We start from the raw sequence: 19,151 nt of genomic DNA on the forward strand, positions 1-19,151 counted from the left end.
CCACAGTAATGCGAAAGTAGCTCAGTTGGTAGAGCTCCAGCCTTCCAAGCTGGTTGTCGCGAGTTCGAGCCTCGTCTTTCGCTCTAAAATCAAAATTTTGATTTAAAGGTTATCTTAATTATTAATGCGGAAGTAGCTCAGTTGGTAGAGCTCCAGCCTTCCAAGCTGGTTGTCGCGAGTTCGAGCCTCGTCTTCCGCTCATAAAACCTCAAACATTGTTTGAGGTTTTTTTATACAAAAAAGTAAATAAAAAAAAGAGGCACTATAAAATTTATAATGCCTCTTTTGTGGTTTAGATAAGATTTATTGGCTTTTCATTATTCTTTGAGCCTCTTTATTTAAGTCTTCATAGCTTTGTTCGCTAATGTCCACTCCAACACCTAAGATCTCTCCACCTTTGAATGTTCCAGGAGTTGTATATTGACTACTAACAGCATCTCCACTATCAAAACCTACGCAAAGACCATCTCCTGAAAGTGTGAATTTGCCTGGTTGGGTTTTCATAGGGCCGCTAGCCACTTCTTTACCATCGATATACAAATGGCCAGTTCCTATTTGTTCTCCGTGTTCCCCTGTTTTTTCTCTAATAAATTCAAAACCTAAAGCATGTTTTCCTTCTGTAAGTGTAGAAGAGGAAACAAAAGTTTGCTCTGGTTTGATTCCTAAGAAGTTATATACGTAGTACAATTTGTTGTCTTTGATGAATAAAGAGTGCCCTCCAAATCGAGATCCGTGTGCAAAAATTACTCCGGAAGCTCCTGATTTAATATCTACATCACCCACAATTTTGTATGAACGTCCACGAACATTTACCGCTACACCTTCTGGTACCGCTGCCGTTCCAGGGTAGTAAATATATCGTGTTTTAGGTTTTTCTTGAGAAGGACGTTCAGCACCAATGATTTCCATTGCAGAACGATCATCTAATGGTAATACTAAGTTTTTATCAGCCTCTGCAAACCAAACGTCAACTAATTCTTTTAATTTTTCAGGATTCTTTTTAGCCAAATTATTAGCTTCAGCTCTGTCCACATCCGTATTGTAAAGTTCCCAAACGTCTTTGTCAAATTTGCCAGTTCCTGTTAATGGAGCGTGTACAGCTACTGCTTTCCAACCGTCTTTCCAAATCGCTCTGGTACCTAACATGGTATAGTATTGAACGTGTTTTTGAGTTGGTCCATCTGGTTTGGCATCAAATGAGTATTTCATAGAAACACCTGATAGTGGATATTGTTCGATACCATTAACGACTTTAGGCATTTCAATTCCGCAAATATCTAAAATAGTAGGCACAATATCGGTAGAGTGATGGTATTGGTTACGAACTTCTCCACGTGCTTTAATTCCTTTAGGCCAAGAGATGATTAATGGATCACAAGTACCTCCTGCATAATTACTGTAACGTTTGAACATTTTGTAAGGAGCAGAGAAAGCAGCAGCCCATCCAGTTGGGTAGTGCTCATAGGTGTCAGGACCTCCTAATTTGTCAATGTACTGTAGGTTTTCAGATAACTCATCTGGGTAACCGTTAAAGAATTTGTTTTCGTTTACCGATCCAGTAGGAGAACCTTCTCCCGAAGCACCATTATCAGCAGCATACATTACCACTGTGTTTTCTAACTGACCTGTTTTTTCTAAATAGTCAATTACGCGACCTACTTGAGCATCAGTATATTCAGAGAAAGCAGCATATACTTCCGCGAGTTTGCAGAATAATTTTTTCTCATCAGCACTTAGTTTGTTCCAAGGTTTTACATAATCATCTGGATTAGATATGTTTGGAGGTAAGAAGTTAAAATTTGTATTTTTTGTTCCAGCTGGTAAAATGCCTTTAGCAATCATACGAGGTAAAACCCATTCGCGGTACGCATCGTAACCGGCATCAAATTTTCCTTTGTATTTGGCAATGTAATCCTCTGGTGCATGGTGTGGTGCGTGGTTTGCTCCTGGACAATACCACATATACCAAGGTTTAGAAGGGTTGGTTGCTTTTTGATCTTTGATGTATTCAATAGCTTTATCGGCTAAGTCTTTGGATAAGTGATACCCTTCTTCTGGGCTGTATGGTGCTTCAATAAAATGATTGTCCTCTACTAAATCTGGATACCATTGGTTGGTTTCACCACCTAAGAATCCGTAATAGCGGTCAAATCCCATTTGAGTAGGCCATTGTGCTTTAGATCCTCCAGAAGAAACATCTTGTTCTGGAACATTATGATTTTTTCCAATCCAGAAAGTACTCCATCCCGCTTGTTGCAATACTTGACCAATAGTTGCACATTGCGCAGGAATTTGTCCGTTAGCACCAGGAAAACCATCTGCAGTTTCGGTGATGGATGCCATACCATTTAAGTGGTGGTTACGACCCGTTAATAAGGTAGAACGAGTTGGAGAACAAAGTGCGGTTGTGTGCCATTGGGTATAGGTCAGGCCATTGTCTGCTAATTTTTGCAGCGTTGGCATATTAATGGCTCCTCCATAAGGTGACCAAGCAGCCTGTCCTGTATCGTCATATAAGATAAACAATACGTTGGGCGCCCCATCTGGAGCTGATTTTCTAGTGTAGGCACTCCAGTCTGATTTTGAATTTCTGATGTCAAGTTCGATGACACCTTTGAAATTCTTTTTTACATCTTCCCGAGGGTCGGCTTGTGAATATGCTTTCTGAGAGATATTCGTCAAAAAGCATGCTAAAATCAGTAGTGGGGCTTTTTTTAGCAGTAATTTTTTCATTGCTTTCATTGTTTAAAGTTTACTTAAATTTTAGGAATTAAGTTTGTTATTAGTTTTATAATATTACTAATGATAGTAATAAATACTTACTAATTTAAGTAAAAAAAACAAATGATTTGTAAAACTGATTTTTTTTTTTTTTTTTTTTAAAATAATTGTTAATTAGTTGATTGCGTGTAAGTAATGTAGGGGGTTGTTTTATAGTTTATCCGTTTTGTGTGCTTATTTTAAGTTGCTTAAATCACTTCCGGGTTTTAGTTCTTCTGGTGTGTAATTTTGTCTGAAAAGACGGGCGGACAGTTCTCCTTTGAGGGTTATGCTATTTCCTTTTACTTCCAGCCAACTTCCTTCTCTAAGTCCTAATACAGGTAAGGAATTGAATGCGTGAAATTCTTTTATCCTTGTTTCTCTCGTTTCTCCCATATGTTTGGATTGGTCGTCAGCATTCAGATAATGCGGATTTAAATTGAAGGGAATAATCCCTAAGGTTTGAAAACTTGGAGGATATACTATTGGCATATCATTGGTTGTTTGCATCGTTAGGCCACAAATATTACTCCCTGCGCTTGTGCCCAAATAAGGAACACCTTTTTTTACTGTATTGGCAAGAGTATTCATTAAGTCATTTTTATATAATTGAGAAACCAATAAAAAGGTATTGCCTCCTCCAGTAAAAATTCCTTCTGCGTTTTGAAGGGCTTCTTTTTGGTTTTCAAAGGTGTGAATTCCTTTTATTTCAATGTTTATTTTGTTAAAAGCTTCGGTAACTTTTGAGGTGTATTCATCATGACTGATTCCGCTTGGTCTTGCAAATGGTAGGAATATAACAGTCTTGCAATTCTTGAAAAGGATCTGTAATTCAGGTAACAAATATTCTAAATAGCTCCCATTGTATAGGGTTGAAGTACTGGCAATAATGCAATTTTTCATGTGTTCAATATTTTAGGTAAAGGTATGAAATGATTACCCTTTAATTAACAAACTTTTACAAATGCCTTAGTAATAAATTAGGATGGCTTTGAGATATTTTTACAATCTGTTGAAGGGATTGTCTTTGGATGCTTTCTTGTGATAATAGATTGATTGCTTATGGGATGTAATTTTACTATTTTCTTTGTTTCCTTTTTTATGGTTCAGTTGGTAATCGCACAGTCGGGCGACGTTAAATTGATAAGTGGTCAAGTAACTTCTGGTAATTTATCTTCTATTGAAGGTGTAACTATTACCAATACTTCTAGTAAAATAATGGTGGTTTCAGATCAACAAGGGAATTTTTCTATTTTGGTCAATGAAGGTGATATTCTTAGCTTTTCAGCAATCAATTATGAAACGTTGCGCAAAATCATCAATAAGAAAGATTTTGAAGTTGCACGTATTGTTGCTGATTTAACTCCTAAAAACATCGAATTGAAAGAGGTAATTGTGAACCAGTACTCTACTATAACAGCTAAAAATTTAGGAATAATTCCAAAAGATCAAGTTTCATTGACAACTGCCGAGAGAAGATTGCAAACTGCTGGTGATTTTAAGCCGATTCATTTGTTGGGGCTTTTAGGAGGAGCTTTGGCGGTAGATCCGATTTTGAATGCTATAAATGGGAGAACCAAAATGTTAAAGAAAGAATTAGCAGTCGAAAAGAAAGAATTTTTAATGCAAAAATTAGAACATTTATTTGAGGATAAATATTATATCGAAAAACTGAAAATTCCCGAGGATATGATAAGAGGGTTTCAATATTATTGTGTCGAAGATCTAGATTTTGCAAGGTCTTTAAATGATAAAAATAAAACAATGAGTATGTTTTTGATTGTTGGATTAGCATCAAGATTTAATGAAAATATAAAAAAATGATGAAGAATAATTTAATAATTATGTTTGTTTTTTTTAGTCAATATCAATTCTTGATGGCTCAAACAAATCCTGAAAAAATTATAAAGGGGACTGTTTTTTCTGACTCTACAAAGCTTGAAGGTATTAGTGTAATCAATTGTATGAATAAAATGATGGCCGTAACTGATAAAGAGGGGTGTTTTTCTATTCAAGCCAAACAAGGTGATATTCTTAATTTTTCGGGAATCGATTATAAGTATTTGAAAAAGTTTATTTATAAACACGAATACGCAGCTGGAACATTAGAGGTTTATATGATTTTTAATAGCGTTGAGTTGGATGAGGTGGTTGTCAATAAAGATTCAGGTATCAATGCTGTTTCTTTAGGAATTATTCCAAAAGCGATAAAGAAATTTACACCTCAAGAGCGAAGGTTATATTCTAATTCTGGCGGATTTATGGGGGTAATTAGCACTCTTTCTGGGCAGAAGAGTATTCTAAAGGAGAATGTAGAACTCGAAAAAAAAGAAATAATATTAAAAAAGATGGAATATTCGTTCAAGGATGTATTCTATACAAAAACTTTGAAAATACCTGTCGAATTGATAAAAGGATTTCAATATTATTGTGTCGAAAATTCCGAGTTTGTAAAATATATGAATCTCCAAAACAAGGAGATGTGTATGTTTTTGATGACGAACTTAGCATTGGTTTACAATAAGAATAGAATTGAAAATTAACTAACTAAAATAGATGATTTTTTAATTTAGTTGTTAATCATTTAAAATTACAGCGTTTATACGGCTTAAGTTGCTAATAAAATTGTAAATTTATTAATTATTAAAGTGTAGTTTTGAGTATAAATTCTCATAAGTCTAATAATCTTTTAAGTAATTGTAAATGAAAACGCTATTAAAAATATTTATTTTACTGTTCTGTAGTCAGTTTTGCTTTGGTCAAATGTTAACACGCAAAGCATTGCATGGAAAGTTGCTAAATGAATCTGGTCAGCTCGAAAGTGGTTTGGTTTTTAATATAAATTCACAATCTGGAGATGTTGTAGATGGTAGAGGGAATTTCAGTATTTTGGCTAAGGTAAACGATACTTTATTAGTAACGAGTTTAGGATTTAAGAGTGAAAAAATTGTACTTAAAGAATCTGATTTTTCATCTCCCTATTATTCAATCAAACTTAAGTCTGTAGCCAATGAGCTGATGTCTGTTATTGTTTATGCAAAGCATGTTCCGCAATTTGGCAATACTCAGTCTATCGTAGATACCCAGTTTTATGATGATGCTCAATCAACACCTAACAATGTATTGATGATGCCTACTGGGACAGGAAATCCCAATGCGATGGATGTAATACGAGTTTATAACAAAGTATTTAAAAGTTTGTTCAAAGATAATCCTGGTAAGGAAGATTTTGTAACCGAAACCAGTTTTACTGATGTGGCTATGCATAGCGTGAGTTATTCTTTTTTTACAGATACCTTGAAAATGGAAGATGATAAAATAGCTCTTTTTTTGATGTATTGTGAAAATGATCCCAAATCAAGAAATTTTGTAGATACGAAACAAAAAATTGAAATAATGGATTTCTTGATAAATAAATATGATGTTTTTAAAAATATTACGACCATAGAGAAATGAGAAAAAAAGTAATTCTTCTATTTTCAATTTTTTCCTTTGGTTTATTTACTAGCTTCATGGTGCATAAGTTTTATATGGCTATTTATCAAATAAATTATGCTTCCGAAAAGAAAATGCTTCAAATTACAACTCGAATTTTTGCAGATGATTTGGATAAAGCGATAGAAAAAAAATACAATAAAAAAACTTTTTTAGGTACCGAAAAAGAATCGAGTGAGTCGGTCGAACTGCTTAAGAAATATTTGTCTCAAAAATTTACACTTCAAGTCAATGGACAAGCTAAACCCATGATTTTTATTAGCAAAGAAATGGATGGTGATGTGTTAGTTTGCTATTTTAAAATTACAGATATTTCAAAAATTAAAACAATCGAAATTTACAATTCGGTTTTGACCGAATGTTTTGCAGAACAACAAAACATTGTGCATGTTTTGGCATTAGATTCTAAAAAAAGTATTCTTTTTACAGAAAGTTCCACTAAGCAAATGTTAAATTATTGATAAGTAAATGCGGATTTGTTATAAATTCCTATTTTCACCGCTGAAAAACAATTCCGTTTTATTATATGAGAAAATTTTTATTATTCGCTGTTCTTCCAACATTTTTATGGGCACAAGAAAAAACAGAAACGCCTGCAGTTAAACAAGCTGGTAAAACTGATACTAATAAATTTAGTCAAATGTATGATTTATTGGCTACGCCCAATATGTTTCGTACGGCAGCTGGTGCGCCTGGTCCTGCTTATTACCAGCAACAGGCAGATTATAAAATTGATATAGAACTAGACGATAAGAATGCTAAGTTAAGTGGTTCTGAAACCATTACTTATTATAATAATTCTCCTGATGTTTTAGAGTATCTATGGCTACAATTAGATCAAAATCAAGGGGCTAAAAATTCTCAAACACCATTGGCTGAAAGCGACAAAATCGAATCAGTTTTAACTCCAGAGAAATTTTCAAATGAATATTTAAGACCTGCTTTAGAACGCGGTTTTAATATAGAATATGTAAAAGATGCCAAAGGAAATCCGATGTCTTATACGATTAATCAGACCATGATGCGTATCAATTTGGCGACTCCTATGAAGCCAGGTGATAAAATTACATTTTCGACAAAATGGTGGTACAATATCAATAATTATCAAAAAGAAACCAGTAATAGTCGTTCAGGATACGAATTTTTTCCAAAGGACGGAAACAGGCTCTATGTAATAGCACAATTTTATCCTAGAATGGCGGTTTATAATGATGTCGAAGGTTGGCAAAATATGCAATTTTGGGGAGGAGGCGAATTTGCTCTGCCTTTTGGGAACTTCGATGTAAATATCACTGTGCCAGCCGATCATATTGTAGATGCAACTGGAGAGTTGGTTAATAGAAGTGAAGTGTTTACGTCAGAACAAGTAAAAAGATACGAAAAAGCTCAAAAATCTTTTGACAATCCGGTGGTGATTGTGACTCAAGCAGAAGCAGAAGCAGCAGAAAAAGGTTTTTCGGATAAGAAAAAAACATGGAAATTCAGTGCTAAAAATGTTAGGGATTTTGGGATAGCTTCTTCTCGTAAATTTATTTATGATGCAATGGCTGTACAATTAGAGAGTAAAGTGGTTATGGCAGAGTCGGTGTATCCAAAAGAAGCCAATCCGCTTTGGGGCGAAACTTCAACAAGAACCGTTGCTCATACTCTAAAAAGTTATTCTTCTCATACTTTTGATTATCCGTATCCAAAAGCGGTATCGGTTTCTGCAGAAGATCAAGGGATGGAATACCCAATGATTTGCTGGAACTACGGTCGTCCTGATGAAAATGGAGTAACAACTACTCAAATAAAAAACGGAATGATAGGCGTAATTATTCACGAAGTGGGACATAATTTCTTTCCAATGATTGTAAATTCTGATGAGCGCCAATGGACTTGGATGGACGAAGGGTTGAATTCTTTTATGGAATATATGGCGGAGCAAGAATTGGGGACTAATTTTCCTTCTAGACGTGGCCCAGCCAAGAATATTATTCCTTACATGAGTGGGGATCAAAAAATGTTAGAGCCTATTATGTCTAATTCTGAAAATATCATTCAATTTGGAAACAATGCATACGGAAAGCCTGCTACAGGATTAAATATTTTAAGGGAGACTATTATGGGGCGTGAGTTGTTCGATTATGCTTTTAAGATTTATGCTAACAGATGGAAGTTTAAACACCCAACTCCAGAAGATTTTTTTAGAACAATGGAAGATGCTTCGGCAGTAGATTTGGATTGGTTTTTTAGAGGATGGTTTTATACTACAGACTTTGTGGATATTGGTATTAATAATGTGAAACAATATTTTGTAACCGAAACGCCTACTGCAGCTTTGAAAAATGCTAAAATAAGAAAAGGACGTTTTGGATTTGAAACAGGTCCTTTTGTTTATCTAGTTGATGGTGAAAATAAAGAGTTGAATCCAGCTGATCAAAAAGGACTAAAACTAGAGGAAGTAAAATTACTTGCCGATTATGTTAGTCAAAACCTATCTCCTGAAGAAAAAGCAAATTTAAAAAACCCTAAATATTTTTACGAAGTAGAATTTAATAAACCAGGAGGAATGCCAATGCCTATCATTGTTCAGATCACTTATGAAGACGGTACGATTGATGATTATAAATATCCAGCTCAAATTTGGAGAAGAGGGAATGAAACGGCAAAAAAAGTATTTGCTACTTCAAAGGCTATAAAACAAATTCAAGTTGATCCTAAATTGGAAACCGCAGATATTGATGTAACTAATAATTCATGGCCAAAAGTAGAGGTGAAATCAAAATTTGATTAAGAAATAAGGATTATATATTCTAAAGTAGTAAGTTACTAAGCTAAAGGATGCTAAAATTTGGAAGTTAAAAAAAACTTAGAATCTTAGAATCATAGAAGCTTAGTAACTTTTTTTAATATCTTTGCCCATAATAAACACAAAAATTATGTTTGGAATAGGAGGAGGCGAATTAATTTTTATTCTGTTCGTTGTATTAATGCTTTTCGGATCTGATAAAGTACCTGAAATTGCTAGAACAATGGGGAAAGCAATGGCGCAGCTTAAAAATGCAACCAATGATATTAAAAGCGAAATTCAAAAGGGGGCCGAAGAAAATGGTTTTGATAAAGCATCATTGGATAATTTAACAGGTGGAATCAATTCAGAAATTAATAAAGTCAAATCAAATCTTTTGGGAGACACTACTAACACACTCGATAATATTACCGAAACATTCAATTCTGAAGTCATCAAGACTAAAGAAAGTGTTGCTAGTGGAGCCACAAATCCAGATGGAACTACAATCCTAGATGATTTAACAGGTCCTATAAAACGTCATAGATAATGCTCGAAAAACTACTTTCTCTTGATACTCAATTACTAATTTACCTTAATAGTTTCGGTTCCGAAACTTACGATGGTTTATGGGGTATTATTACCAAACAGGAATATTGGACTCCAATTTTTTTGTTTTTATTGTATGTTATTTATACCAAAATTGGACTTAAGCAAACGCTTTATGTGTTGTTGTTTATTGGGGTTTTGGTTTTTGTAACGGATCAAATTACCAATTTTGTTAAGGACACAATTCAGCGCCCTAGACCATGTAATAATCCAGAAATCAACACAATCATTAGAGCAGTTCAAACACGTACCTCTTTTAGTTTCTTTTCTGGACATGCAGCCAATTCATTAGCAGTAACTACTTTTTTATATCTTATTTTTAAAGATAAAATTAAGTATTTCGGATTGTTTTTTATATGGCCATTAGTGTTTGCTTATAGCCGAATATACTTAGGTTTGCATTATCCTTTGGATATTTTTACTGGGTATGTGTGTGGTTTTATACTAGGTTTTATAACGTATAAAGCATATCAATATACTTTTAAAGAAAAAATCCCGAACAACATTTAGTTGATTCGGGATTTCTTTATAAAGTCATAATTTGTATATCACAAGACTCTACTTACGGTAAGTCCATCACGAATAGGTAACAAAACAGTTTCTACTCTCGGATCATTTTTGAGCATCAGATTGTATTCTACCAGTATCTTGGTGCTAATATCATTTGGATGTATTGGTTCAAGAACTTTACCGCTCCATAAAACATTGTCGGATAAAAGGATTCCTCCTTTGTTCATTTTTGGTAAAATCATTTCAAAATAATTGATGTAATTTTCTTTGTCGGCATCAATAAAAACTAAATCAAATTTTAAATCTAAAGTTGGGATAATGTCAATTGCTTCTCCCAAATGTTGTGTGATTTGTTTCCCCCAAGGTGATTTGTCAAAATGCTTGCGCTGAAAGTCAATCAATTCTTCTTTGATGTCAATTGTGTGTAATTGCCCGTTTTCTTGTATTCCTTCGCATAAACATAAGGCAGAATAGCCAGTGTAGGTTCCAATTTCAAGGATGTTTAATGGTCGAATCAGTTTAGAAAGCATACTCAGAACTCTTCCTTGAAAATGACCGCTTAGCATTCTAGGTAATAATATTTTCTGAAAGGTTTCTTTGTTAAGAGCTGCTAATAATTCAGGTTCTTTTTCAGAATGTTGTTCGATGTAATCTTCTAAATCTTGAGAAATGAAATGCATTTTTGATGAATATTGAATTTTGTGCAAAGATATTCATTTGATATTCAAAAAAGAGGTTTTTGTTTTTTGGATTTAGACTTGCTGGCTTAGATTTGGAAAATGATATGCTGAATGTAATAATCGTGAACTATGACTTGTATAAAGTGAAGTGAATTACAAATTCGTTCTTTACTTTTATAACGCCACCCATTTTGGTTGGAGGTTCTAGCGCTAAATCCGAAAATTTTACGCTTACTGTACCTTCTAAGGAATTTTTAGTATTTTTCAATGCCAAGTTGTTGTAGCTAAGAGTTTTGTCGGTTATTGTTAATTTCAAATTGCATTTGTAGTCAACCCCAGAAGACTTAATGTTGGTTATCGAAACTGTACTTTTAGGAAATTTGGTTACTTTGATCGTGGTTTTTAAGTCTTTATTCATGACTCTGTTGCCGCAATCAAAATTGTTAGTTGCGATTTCAGATTTTAAACTATTCTTGGTATGGGAATTTAAATCAATTGTATCTGTAAAAGTGTGAGGACAATCGCATCGATATTTTCCAACTGTTGAGTTACCCAGTATTTCAATTTTAATTTCCTTAATAACGATAATGTTTTGAGGAGGATTTAGTGAAATAGGTTTAGCACTTCCTGCTAAAAACGAAAGCGCTAAACCTATTAATGTAATAAGAAACTTTTTTTTCATACTTTAGAATGAAATTGCAGCTTCAAATACTAAACCATTGAATTTACCTCCATAAAAATTGTTTGCGTTTCCAGTTGGTACGTTTCCAATAAATTGTGTGTAGTTTTTGTAGCTTTGATTAACGTAATCTAATTTGGCAATTATGTTTTTAGTCATAAACCAACCAATGCTTGATTCGAATCTTTCTACAGTAACTTTTTGAGCATCCGAATTTAATTGTTTTCCAGATACGGTATTGTATTTTCCAGCAATATAAAATTGTTCTTTTTTTCCAAATCTGTAAACAAGGTCTCCAGCATATTGGTTAGCAGTACGTTCGTCATCATAACCAGCTTTGTCTCCTCCAGATGCTATTTCTACTGTTCCAAAAAATTCAAGACCTTTGTATTTTACAAATGGGTTGAACATATAGGAAGTAGCCCAATTTTTAAAGTTTGGATTGAATGTCGCTTCTGGTGTAGAAGTTGAACTAAAACTTGTAGGAACGTCAACTCCATTATTTTTATAGGCACTATTGTTCAATACTCCCCAAAAACCAAATCCTGATCTAGAAGAAGCATATAGGTTTGAGTTGCCTAAGTTTGCATTATGATAGAGAGAACCTGTAAGTCTGACTCTCAAATCTTTATTAAGTTGTTTGTCGTAACCCAGTTTAGCTAATATTGTTGGGCTCACTCCAGTATTGGTATCTGGACCAGTCGTAAATGTAACTTCATTGGTGCTTTGATTTAAGTTGCCGTTTGTGGCACCAATCATACTCACTAATCCATTTCTGTTATAGTACACTTCAATACCCATCTCTGTAGTAAATGCATTCATAATGTTGTTACCAACGAATGGGTTTCTAAGTGTGGCACCGTTGTCTGAACTTCTAAAATGAGCATCTCCGAAGTTGTTTTCCATTTGTCCAATTTTAATTGTAGCATATTGCATTATATCAGACAAGAAACCTTTTTGGATGAAGTCTAGCTTATCAATTTGTAAGTATCCACCTCTTGCATACGTATTATTGTGATGTCTTGATGCTAAATAAATATCAAGGTTTACTCTTATACCATCAAATAATTGTGCTCCTATGGTCAAATCGGCGGCAGGAAGGACAAAGTTGTTTTCAGTATTCATTAAACGATATCCTGTAATTTGCGAAGGAGCTGGGAAATCTGTTGGTTGGTCATTGAATGAATTTATTGCTTGGAAATCCATATTAAATGCACCTCCGATATCAATGCTAAGACCTTGGAATTCTACATCGTCTTTTACAACATCAAATACATTGATTCCATTTTTATCTCTAGGTATTCTGTTTTGAATGTGTCCGAAAGATACTTGTGCTTGTGCAATCGTAATTGAAAAAAAGGCTATTATTAAAAGTTGAAATTTTCTCATAGGGTTATAGTTTTAGTTGTTGTTTGGATCTATTTGAATTTGATTGAAAACGTAATAGTCAAATCTTCACCCGTTTTTATGGTACCTAACATTGCGGTTGGTGATTTCATTCCAAACTCTTTAAAAGTAATTTTATTAGTTCCTTGCATCGAAATAATACCATTGGTAACTGTTGTCTTTACTTCTGTTTTTATTTCTTTTGTAACACCAGCTATTGTGTAACTTCCTGTTAGGCTCCATGTGGTTTCGTTGATTTTGGTTGCTGATTTGAGGACATACTTAATGGTTTTGAATTTGTCTGTTTTTAAAGCTTCATAAGCTACTTTGTCCATAGATTTTTTCTCACTTTTAATGGTTTCTGCGTTGAGAGTAACAGTCAAACTTGTGATTTTTTCGAGTTTAGAATTTGTTACAGTTAGATTGGCAGAACCAGTTCCAGATGTAGATTTCATTGTCCAATCATGCATAGTGGAAGTACCTGATACCGAAAAGCTAGGGTTGGAGTCTAAGGTGTAAGTCTTTTGAGCGTTTGAGGTAAACGCTAAGGTAAACATCACTAGTACTGTCAAAAAATTTTGAATAATTGTTTTCATAGTTTGTTAATTGAATTAGTTAAAAATGAATTAAAATTTATTTCATATAGTTTTTCTGTGGGTAAGCTAAGAATGTGTTTGTGGTAATTATTGATACAAGCGTATTGGGCAATGATTCTTTTCTTAGTTGTCTTATTTTTTTTAAAAGGCTATTATTTTTTGAGAATTTAGTTCAAATTTTATTTCGATCTCTTAAAGCTTTGTTTCTTTGAGTATAAATGTAATCTTGTTTGCTTTTTTAATTAATTTTTTATTTTTGTAAGTGTTTGATGTTTAATTATTCAAGTGAAATTTAGTAAAAGAATTTTGAATAAAAAAATGTTCTGATATTTTTATTAAAGATTCTTCGGTGTATTAACAAAAACATTGATTATTTGTTTGTGTTTTTGTTTTTAGTTAAAAATATTCGATATAATTAATGGTTTAGTGTGTTTTAAGTTATTTTATTGTAAATTTTTTGAATGATAAAGTTTTCATTTTTTGATAAATCGATGTAGTAAAAGTTGTCTCGATTATAATTAAAAAAAAACGAATCGTATAAGCATTTGCATACGATTCGTTTTGAGTTGAATTGAATAATGAAATTAAGAAGAGAAATTATCCTTTGTAAAGGTTGAAATAAATTACAAACTCATCTTTTACTTTTATAATGCCTCCCATTTTAGTTGGAGGTTCAAGATCAATATTCGAGAAATTTACATTTACACTTCCTTCGAGAGATTCTTTGTTGTTTTTTAAAACGAGATTTTGATATGAAATTACCTTATCTGTAATTCTAAAGTTCAAACTGCATTTATAATTGTTTCCAAAAGGTTTTATATTGGTAATGGTTACGCTACTTTTTGGGAATTTGTTTGCCTTTACTGTGGTTCTAAGATCCTTTTCCATTATTTTATTACCACAATCAAAGTTATTCATGGCTATTTCGGATTTTAGACTGTTTTTTATATTTGAATTTAAATAAATTGTATCTCGATAAGAAAGTGAATTCGAACAATTGTATTTGCCAATAGTAGAATTTCCTTGAATCTCGATTTCAAGTTTCTCAATAATAATTGTGTTGTTTTCTATTATGGGAAGGATAGGTTTAGCACTTCCAAATAAAATTAGAAGTACTAAACCTAAACCTATTATTGAGATTCTTGAATACATTTTTTTAGAATGAAATGGTAGCTTCAAATATTAAACCATTAAAATTACCACCATAGAAGTTGTTTGCATTTCCATCAGCTGGAGTTCCTACAAATTGAGAGTAATCATTATAGTTTTGATTTACATAATTTAATTTTGCCAAAATGTTTTTAGTCATAAACCAACCAGCACTTGTTTCAAATTTATCTACAGATACTTTATTGGCATCGGCATTAGATAGTTTTCCAGATACTGTATTGTATTTTCCACCTAAATAGAATTGTTCTTTTTTACCAAATCGGTAAACAATTTCTCCAGCATATTGGTCAGCAGTACGTTTATCATCATATCCTGCTTTGTCTCCTCCTGAGGCGAATTCAATAGTTCCGAAGAATTCCAAACCTTTGAATTTTACAAAAGGGTTAATCATATAAGAAGTAGCCCAATTTTTGAATCCAGGGTTGAATGTTCCTTCTGGTGTAGCAGTTGTGCTATAGTTACTAGCAACAGTTGCACCATTATTAGTATAGGCACTATTGGTCATTACACCCCAATATCCAAATCCTGAACGGTTTGCAGAATAGATATTTCCATTACCTAAATTAGAACTGTGGTAGTAAGAACCAGTAAGTCTTACTCTCAAATCGTCATTAATTTGTTTGTCATACCCTAATTTTGCTAAGATTGAAGGGCTAACTGCTGTTTGGTGGTCAGGACCTGCAGCAAAAGTTACTTCGTTATTGCTTTGATTTAAATTCCCATTTGTAACCCCTAACATGCTCACCCATCCGTTTCTTAGGTAGTAAACTTCTGCTCCCATTTCAGTAGTGAAGGCATTCATAATATTGTTTCCAACAAAAGGATTTCTAATGGTATTACCGTTGTCAGAACTTCTAAAATGAGCATCACCATAGTTGTTTTCCATTTGACCGATTTTAATAGTTGCATATTGCATAAAATCAGACAAGAATCCTTTTTTGATGAAATCTAACTTGTCAATTTGTAAATATCCTCCTTTTACATAACTGTCATTATGATGTCTAGAAGATAAATAAACGTCTAAGTTTACTCGTACACCGTCAAATAATTGAGCCGCTATAGTCATATCAGCTGATGGAAGGGTAAAATTGTTTTCAAGATTTACTAATCGATATCCAGTAATGTCTGAAGGAGCAGGAAAATCTGTTGGTTGATCATTGAATGAATTTATAGCTTGGAAATTCATATTGAATGCTCCTCCTAAGTCAACGCTTAGCCCTTTGAATTCGGCATCATCTTTTTTAACATCAAATACATTGATTGCGTCTTTGTTTCTAGAGATTTGATTTTGCATGTCCCCAAAGGTTACTTGGGCATTTGCTGCTGTTAAAGATAACAGACCAGCAGCTAAAAGGTATATTCTTTTCATGGTTTAGGTATTTATTATTAATTAAAATTTAAATTAAATTTGATAGTTAAGTCTTCTCCAGTTTTTATGGTGCCAAGCATAGCTGTTGGCGATTTCATTCCAAATTCTGTAAAAGTTATTTTGTTAGATCCTTGAAGGGTTACAACTCCATTTGAAGCTACAGTACTTTTTACTTGTGTTTTAAATACTTTCGAAACCCCTGCTATGGTATATGTTCCTGTTAGATTCCAAGTGGTTTCATTTACTTTTTCAGCAGATTTTAAAACGTATCTGATGTTTTTAAATTTGTCTGTTTTTAATGTTCCATACGCTACTTTATCCATACTCTTTTTTTCGCTTTTGATGCTCTCGGCAGGAAGTGTAATATCGATGTTGTTGATTTGTTCTAATTTAGAATTGTTAACAGTTAGATTAGCAGTTCCTGTTTTTGCTGTAGATTGCATAACCCAATCATGCAAAGTCGAAGTTCCTGAAACCGAAAAACTGGTTTTTATATCTAAATTGTATGTTTTTTGAGCCTGAGTAGTAACAGAAAAAAAGAGTGTTAAAATAATTAGGTTGACGAATGCTTTGATTTTTGATTTCATGACCTTTTAAAGTTTTGATAGTTATTAACTGGTAATTTTTTACAACAAGATTTTTTAGTTTAATTTATGTTAATCTTTTCATCTTTTTTGATAGTACGAAGGTAGAACTGAATAGAAAATAAGGATATGATAAAAATCATGTTGTATTAAATATATAAATTGTAATTTTTTTAAAATTTTATATGAATTATTCAGCTATATCGTTTTCTTTCTTTTTTGAAACAGATAGTGTTTATTTATAACACTGTCAAATCTCTTGTGAAATAGGCTTTTGTAGTTTTTTGAAGTGTTTTAATTAAGGATAAATAAGTCTTATTTAAAGTATTGTTTTGAGTTATATTATTTGGTGATTTTTTAATATTTTTTTACGAATTGTAGTTTATTGCTGGTTAAAATAACAAGAAAGGTTTTAAGGCTGATGGTTGTAACATTTTGGGTAGTTGTTGTTATCTTTTTTTTAGAAGTTCTTAGTATTTGTACTTACAGTTAAACGTTTTTTTGGATTATTAAAATGACTAACTAAACGACTATTCGATAAATTGTCATTAAATTTGCAACATGCAAATCGATAAAAAAGACATTAGAGCCTTATCTAAAGATCAGTTGAGAGATTTTTTTGTCTCAAATGGGGATAAAGCTTTTCGGGGTAATCAGGTATATGAGTGGTTGTGGAGTAAAGGAGCACATAGCTTTGATGATATGAGTAATGTTTCTAAGCAAACACGCTCAATGTTAGAAGATAATTTTGTTATCAATCATATCAAGGTAGATACCATGCAACGTAGTGAAGACGGAACTGTCAAAAATGCTGTCCGTTTGCACGATGGTTTGGTGGTAGAAAGTGTTTTGATTCCAACAGAAACTAGAACGACAGCTTGTGTTTCTAGCCAGGTAGGATGTAGTTTAGATTGTAATTTTTGTGCTACAGCACGATTAAAAAGAATGCGTAATCTGGAACCTGCCGAAATTTATGATCAAGTTATTTCTATTGATAAAGAAAGTCGTTTGTATTACAATCATCCATTATCCAATATTGTATTTATGGGAATGGGAGAGCCGCTCATGAACTATAATAACGTCATGAAAGCCATTGAAATGATTACTTCTGATGAAGGTTTAGGAATGTCGCCTAAAAGAATCACTGTGTCAACTTCTGGAATTCCAAAAATGATAAAGAAAATGGCCGATGATGAAGTAAAATTCAAATTGGCAGTTTCGTTGCATTCAGCTATTGATGAGATTCGCTCTAGGATTATGCCTTTTAGCGAAAACTTTCCTCTAAAAGATTTGAGAGAAGCCCTAGAATATTGGTATCGAAAAACTAAAAGCAAAGTATCTTATGAATATGTAGTTTGGAAAGGGATTAATGATAATAAAGCCTCTGTAGATGCGTTGATTAAGTTTTGCAAATACGTTCCCTGTAAAGTCAATTTAATAGAATACAATCCGATTGATGATGGCGAATTTCAACAAGCTTCTGAAGAGTCGATAAATGCATATATCAAAGGACTTGAAGCTATTGGTGTTGTTGTTAAAGTGAGACGAAGCCGAGGGAAAGATATTGATGCTGCCTGCGGTCAATTAGCCAACAAAGAAGCGTAATTTTTAGAAATAAAAAAAGCATTGAAAAGATTTTGTCTTTTCAATGCTTTTACTGTTTTTACTGCCTAAAATCTATTTCTTTAATTCTATTGTAACGGTTGTTTCTGAGGTTGTAACAGTCGCACTATTATCACATTCGCCAGTTCCAAAATCTACAGTTGTTTCAATATCATTTTTAACTTTTATAATAGTACCTGATACAGGGAACGGTTTTTTGCAAGACATTTCATAACGTAATGGTGTTTCAATAGTACTAGACCAACTGTCGCCATTAGGCATTGCTGTTGTCTCGTTTCCAATAACTAGATATACGTTGTCGATCCATTCTCCAGTATCAAAACCTTCAATTTGTTCTTTTGTTCTTATTCCTTTTCTAGTATATATTGATCCGTCTTCAAAAGTTATGGTCATATCTATCGAATATTCATATACGGGATGTGCTTCTTCCAATAATTCAGTTGCTTTTACAGATCTAGTTATGCTTTTTGTGCCTTGAATATTTTTGCCATTGTGATAAAAATTGTCAAATGTATAAGTTATGTTCTGTTCAGTTGTGCCAAAATTTCCTGAAAAACTAAGAGTGATTTTCCCTTTTAATACATTTCCATTTTCTAAAGTACATCCTTCAGTTCCAAAATCAATCGAACCATTAAATACACCATCAGCATAAGTCCATGCAACTGTTACACATGATGGCAACATTGTTTTTGGTTTTGTAATTGACTTGCTAGTGATGCTTTGCCTCATTGTATATTGATCATCAACAATATTAGTGACATCATCTATAGCAGCATCAATTTTAGAATCAGTTGCAATTTGTTCATTTGTAATTGCGCTGTTGGTAGAGTTACTGTCGTTTTTGTCGTTTGAATCACAGCTGAAAAAAAAGCTGATTGCAATTAAAGAAGCAATAATAGAAATTTTTGTTTTCATAATTA

18 protein-coding genes and 2 tRNA genes are annotated in these 19,151 nt (G+C 33.0%); 10 read left to right on the top strand and 10 right to left on the bottom strand.

Annotated elements, in window-relative coordinates; all coding sequences use genetic code 11:
- Positions 1–10 precede the first annotated feature (10 nt).
- Positions 11–83: transfer RNA gene (locus ABEB18_RS03990), tRNA-Gly, on the top strand.
- A gap of 43 nt (positions 84–126) precedes the next feature.
- Positions 127–199, top strand: a tRNA-Gly gene (locus ABEB18_RS03995).
- Positions 200–303: 104 nt separating this feature from the next.
- Here ABEB18_RS03995 and ABEB18_RS04000 read toward each other — a convergent pair.
- Positions 304–2,733: an arylsulfatase gene (locus tag ABEB18_RS04000; protein WP_348797783.1), complete on the bottom strand. Its 2,430-nt coding sequence runs from the start codon at positions 2,731–2,733 to the stop codon at positions 304–306.
- Positions 2,734–2,955: 222 nt separating this feature from the next.
- Complete coding sequence (gene pepE / locus ABEB18_RS04005) at positions 2,956–3,663, bottom strand: dipeptidase PepE (RefSeq protein WP_348797785.1); 708 nt, start codon at positions 3,661–3,663, stop codon at positions 2,956–2,958.
- Positions 3,664–3,822: 159 nt separating this feature from the next.
- Between pepE and ABEB18_RS04010 the strand changes: the two genes are divergently transcribed.
- The 7 genes from ABEB18_RS04010 (at position 3,823) to ABEB18_RS04040 (ending at position 10,144) form a co-directional block, all read left to right on the top strand.
- Complete coding sequence (locus tag ABEB18_RS04010) at positions 3,823–4,584, top strand: carboxypeptidase-like regulatory domain-containing protein (RefSeq protein ID WP_348797787.1); 762 nt, start codon at positions 3,823–3,825, stop codon at positions 4,582–4,584.
- A complete protein-coding gene (locus ABEB18_RS04015) occupies positions 4,581–5,303 on the top strand; it encodes a carboxypeptidase-like regulatory domain-containing protein (RefSeq protein WP_348797788.1) in 723 nt (240 codons plus the stop codon). Before ABEB18_RS04010 ends, ABEB18_RS04015 begins: the two co-directional genes overlap by 4 nt.
- A gap of 160 nt (positions 5,304–5,463) precedes the next feature.
- Complete coding sequence (gene bamP / locus ABEB18_RS04020) at positions 5,464–6,216, top strand: BamP family beta-barrel-assembly machinery protein (RefSeq protein WP_348797790.1); 753 nt, start codon at positions 5,464–5,466, stop codon at positions 6,214–6,216.
- 56 nt (positions 6,217–6,272) lie between these two features.
- On the top strand, positions 6,273–6,716 hold the full coding sequence (locus ABEB18_RS04025; protein ID WP_348797965.1) for a DUF6702 family protein: 444 nt from the start codon (positions 6,273–6,275) through the stop codon (positions 6,714–6,716).
- 65 nt (positions 6,717–6,781) lie between these two features.
- On the top strand, positions 6,782–9,031 hold the full coding sequence (locus ABEB18_RS04030) for a M1 family metallopeptidase (RefSeq protein WP_348797791.1): 2,250 nt from the start codon (positions 6,782–6,784) through the stop codon (positions 9,029–9,031).
- Positions 9,032–9,176: 145 nt separating this feature from the next.
- Positions 9,177–9,575 carry a twin-arginine translocase TatA/TatE family subunit gene (locus ABEB18_RS04035; protein ID WP_348797792.1) on the top strand — a complete coding sequence of 133 codons (399 nt, stop codon included), beginning with the start codon at positions 9,177–9,179 and terminating at the stop codon, positions 9,573–9,575.
- Positions 9,575–10,144, top strand: a complete 570-nt coding sequence (locus ABEB18_RS04040; protein ID WP_348797793.1) for a phosphatase PAP2 family protein — start codon at positions 9,575–9,577, stop codon at positions 10,142–10,144. The genes ABEB18_RS04035 and ABEB18_RS04040 overlap by 1 nt, the downstream gene beginning before the upstream one ends.
- Positions 10,145–10,182: 38 nt before the next feature.
- Here the strand turns inward: ABEB18_RS04040 and ABEB18_RS04045 are convergent, their stop codons facing one another.
- From ABEB18_RS04045 to ABEB18_RS04075, 7 genes are all read right to left on the bottom strand, one after another.
- Positions 10,183–10,824 (bottom strand): O-methyltransferase, encoded by a 642-nt coding sequence (locus tag ABEB18_RS04045; protein ID WP_348797795.1) that lies wholly within the window; start codon positions 10,822–10,824, stop codon positions 10,183–10,185.
- A gap of 127 nt (positions 10,825–10,951) precedes the next feature.
- On the bottom strand, positions 10,952–11,506 hold the full coding sequence (locus ABEB18_RS04050; protein WP_348797796.1) for a YceI family protein: 555 nt from the start codon (positions 11,504–11,506) through the stop codon (positions 10,952–10,954).
- A 3-nt stretch (positions 11,507–11,509) separates the two neighbouring features.
- Positions 11,510–12,892 (bottom strand): hypothetical protein, encoded by a 1,383-nt coding sequence (locus ABEB18_RS04055; protein ID WP_348797797.1) that lies wholly within the window; start codon positions 12,890–12,892, stop codon positions 11,510–11,512.
- Between the two features lie 29 nt (positions 12,893–12,921).
- On the bottom strand, positions 12,922–13,485 hold the full coding sequence (locus ABEB18_RS04060) for a YceI family protein (protein ID WP_348797799.1): 564 nt from the start codon (positions 13,483–13,485) through the stop codon (positions 12,922–12,924).
- Positions 13,486–14,082: 597 nt separating this feature from the next.
- Entirely contained in the window at positions 14,083–14,637 is a 555-nt protein-coding gene (locus ABEB18_RS04065; protein ID WP_348797800.1) for a hypothetical protein, read from the bottom strand.
- 4 nt (positions 14,638–14,641) lie between these two features.
- The gene (locus tag ABEB18_RS04070; RefSeq protein ID WP_348797802.1) at positions 14,642–16,024 is read right to left on the bottom strand and encodes a hypothetical protein; all 1,383 of its coding nucleotides are present in this window, start codon (positions 16,022–16,024) and stop codon (positions 14,642–14,644) included.
- 17 nt (positions 16,025–16,041) lie between these two features.
- Positions 16,042–16,611, bottom strand: a complete 570-nt coding sequence (locus tag ABEB18_RS04075; RefSeq protein WP_348797803.1) for a YceI family protein — start codon at positions 16,609–16,611, stop codon at positions 16,042–16,044.
- Positions 16,612–17,169: 558 nt separating this feature from the next.
- Between ABEB18_RS04075 and rlmN the strand changes: the two genes are divergently transcribed.
- Entirely contained in the window at positions 17,170–18,213 is a 1,044-nt protein-coding gene (rlmN, locus tag ABEB18_RS04080) for a dual-specificity RNA methyltransferase RlmN (protein WP_348797804.1), read from the top strand.
- Between the two features lie 72 nt (positions 18,214–18,285).
- On the opposite strand, the gene ABEB18_RS04085 is transcribed toward rlmN, so the two are convergent.
- Positions 18,286–19,146: a hypothetical protein gene (locus tag ABEB18_RS04085; RefSeq protein ID WP_348797805.1), complete on the bottom strand. Its 861-nt coding sequence runs from the start codon at positions 19,144–19,146 to the stop codon at positions 18,286–18,288.
- Positions 19,147–19,151: the final 5 nt, after the last annotated feature.

It is taken from the genome of Flavobacterium adhaerens, assembly GCF_040045115.1.
Classification (GTDB): domain Bacteria; phylum Bacteroidota; class Bacteroidia; order Flavobacteriales; family Flavobacteriaceae; genus Flavobacterium; species Flavobacterium adhaerens.

What these genes read in the sequence shown, in the direction of transcription:
- ABEB18_RS04030 (WP_348797791.1), top strand. Translation starts at nt 6,782, where the DNA reads ATGAGAAAATTTTTATTATTCGCTGTTCTTCCAACATTTTTATGGGCA.
- ABEB18_RS04065 (WP_348797800.1), bottom strand. Translation starts at nt 14,637, where the DNA reads ATGTATTCAAGAATCTCAATAATAGGTTTAGGTTTAGTACTTCTAATT.
- ABEB18_RS04055 (WP_348797797.1), bottom strand. Translation starts at nt 12,892, where the DNA reads ATGAGAAAATTTCAACTTTTAATAATAGCCTTTTTTTCAATTACGATT.
- ABEB18_RS04045 (WP_348797795.1), bottom strand. Translation starts at nt 10,824, where the DNA reads ATGCATTTCATTTCTCAAGATTTAGAAGATTACATCGAACAACATTCT.
- ABEB18_RS04035 (WP_348797792.1), top strand. Translation starts at nt 9,177, where the DNA reads ATGTTTGGAATAGGAGGAGGCGAATTAATTTTTATTCTGTTCGTTGTA.
- ABEB18_RS04070 (WP_348797802.1), bottom strand. Translation starts at nt 16,024, where the DNA reads ATGAAAAGAATATACCTTTTAGCTGCTGGTCTGTTATCTTTAACAGCA.
- ABEB18_RS04075 (WP_348797803.1), bottom strand. Translation starts at nt 16,611, where the DNA reads ATGAAATCAAAAATCAAAGCATTCGTCAACCTAATTATTTTAACACTC.
- bamP (WP_348797790.1), top strand. Translation starts at nt 5,464, where the DNA reads ATGAAAACGCTATTAAAAATATTTATTTTACTGTTCTGTAGTCAGTTT.
- ABEB18_RS04015 (WP_348797788.1), top strand. Translation starts at nt 4,581, where the DNA reads ATGATGAAGAATAATTTAATAATTATGTTTGTTTTTTTTAGTCAATAT.
- ABEB18_RS04025 (WP_348797965.1), top strand. Translation starts at nt 6,273, where the DNA reads ATGGTGCATAAGTTTTATATGGCTATTTATCAAATAAATTATGCTTCC.
- rlmN (WP_348797804.1), top strand. Translation starts at nt 17,170, where the DNA reads ATGCAAATCGATAAAAAAGACATTAGAGCCTTATCTAAAGATCAGTTG.
- pepE (WP_348797785.1), bottom strand. Translation starts at nt 3,663, where the DNA reads ATGAAAAATTGCATTATTGCCAGTACTTCAACCCTATACAATGGGAGC.
- ABEB18_RS04010 (WP_348797787.1), top strand. Translation starts at nt 3,823, where the DNA reads ATGGGATGTAATTTTACTATTTTCTTTGTTTCCTTTTTTATGGTTCAG.
- ABEB18_RS04060 (WP_348797799.1), bottom strand. Translation starts at nt 13,485, where the DNA reads ATGAAAACAATTATTCAAAATTTTTTGACAGTACTAGTGATGTTTACC.
- ABEB18_RS04085 (WP_348797805.1), bottom strand. Translation starts at nt 19,146, where the DNA reads ATGAAAACAAAAATTTCTATTATTGCTTCTTTAATTGCAATCAGCTTT.
- ABEB18_RS04040 (WP_348797793.1), top strand. Translation starts at nt 9,575, where the DNA reads ATGCTCGAAAAACTACTTTCTCTTGATACTCAATTACTAATTTACCTT.
- ABEB18_RS04050 (WP_348797796.1), bottom strand. Translation starts at nt 11,506, where the DNA reads ATGAAAAAAAAGTTTCTTATTACATTAATAGGTTTAGCGCTTTCGTTT.
- ABEB18_RS04000 (WP_348797783.1), bottom strand. Translation starts at nt 2,733, where the DNA reads ATGAAAAAATTACTGCTAAAAAAAGCCCCACTACTGATTTTAGCATGC.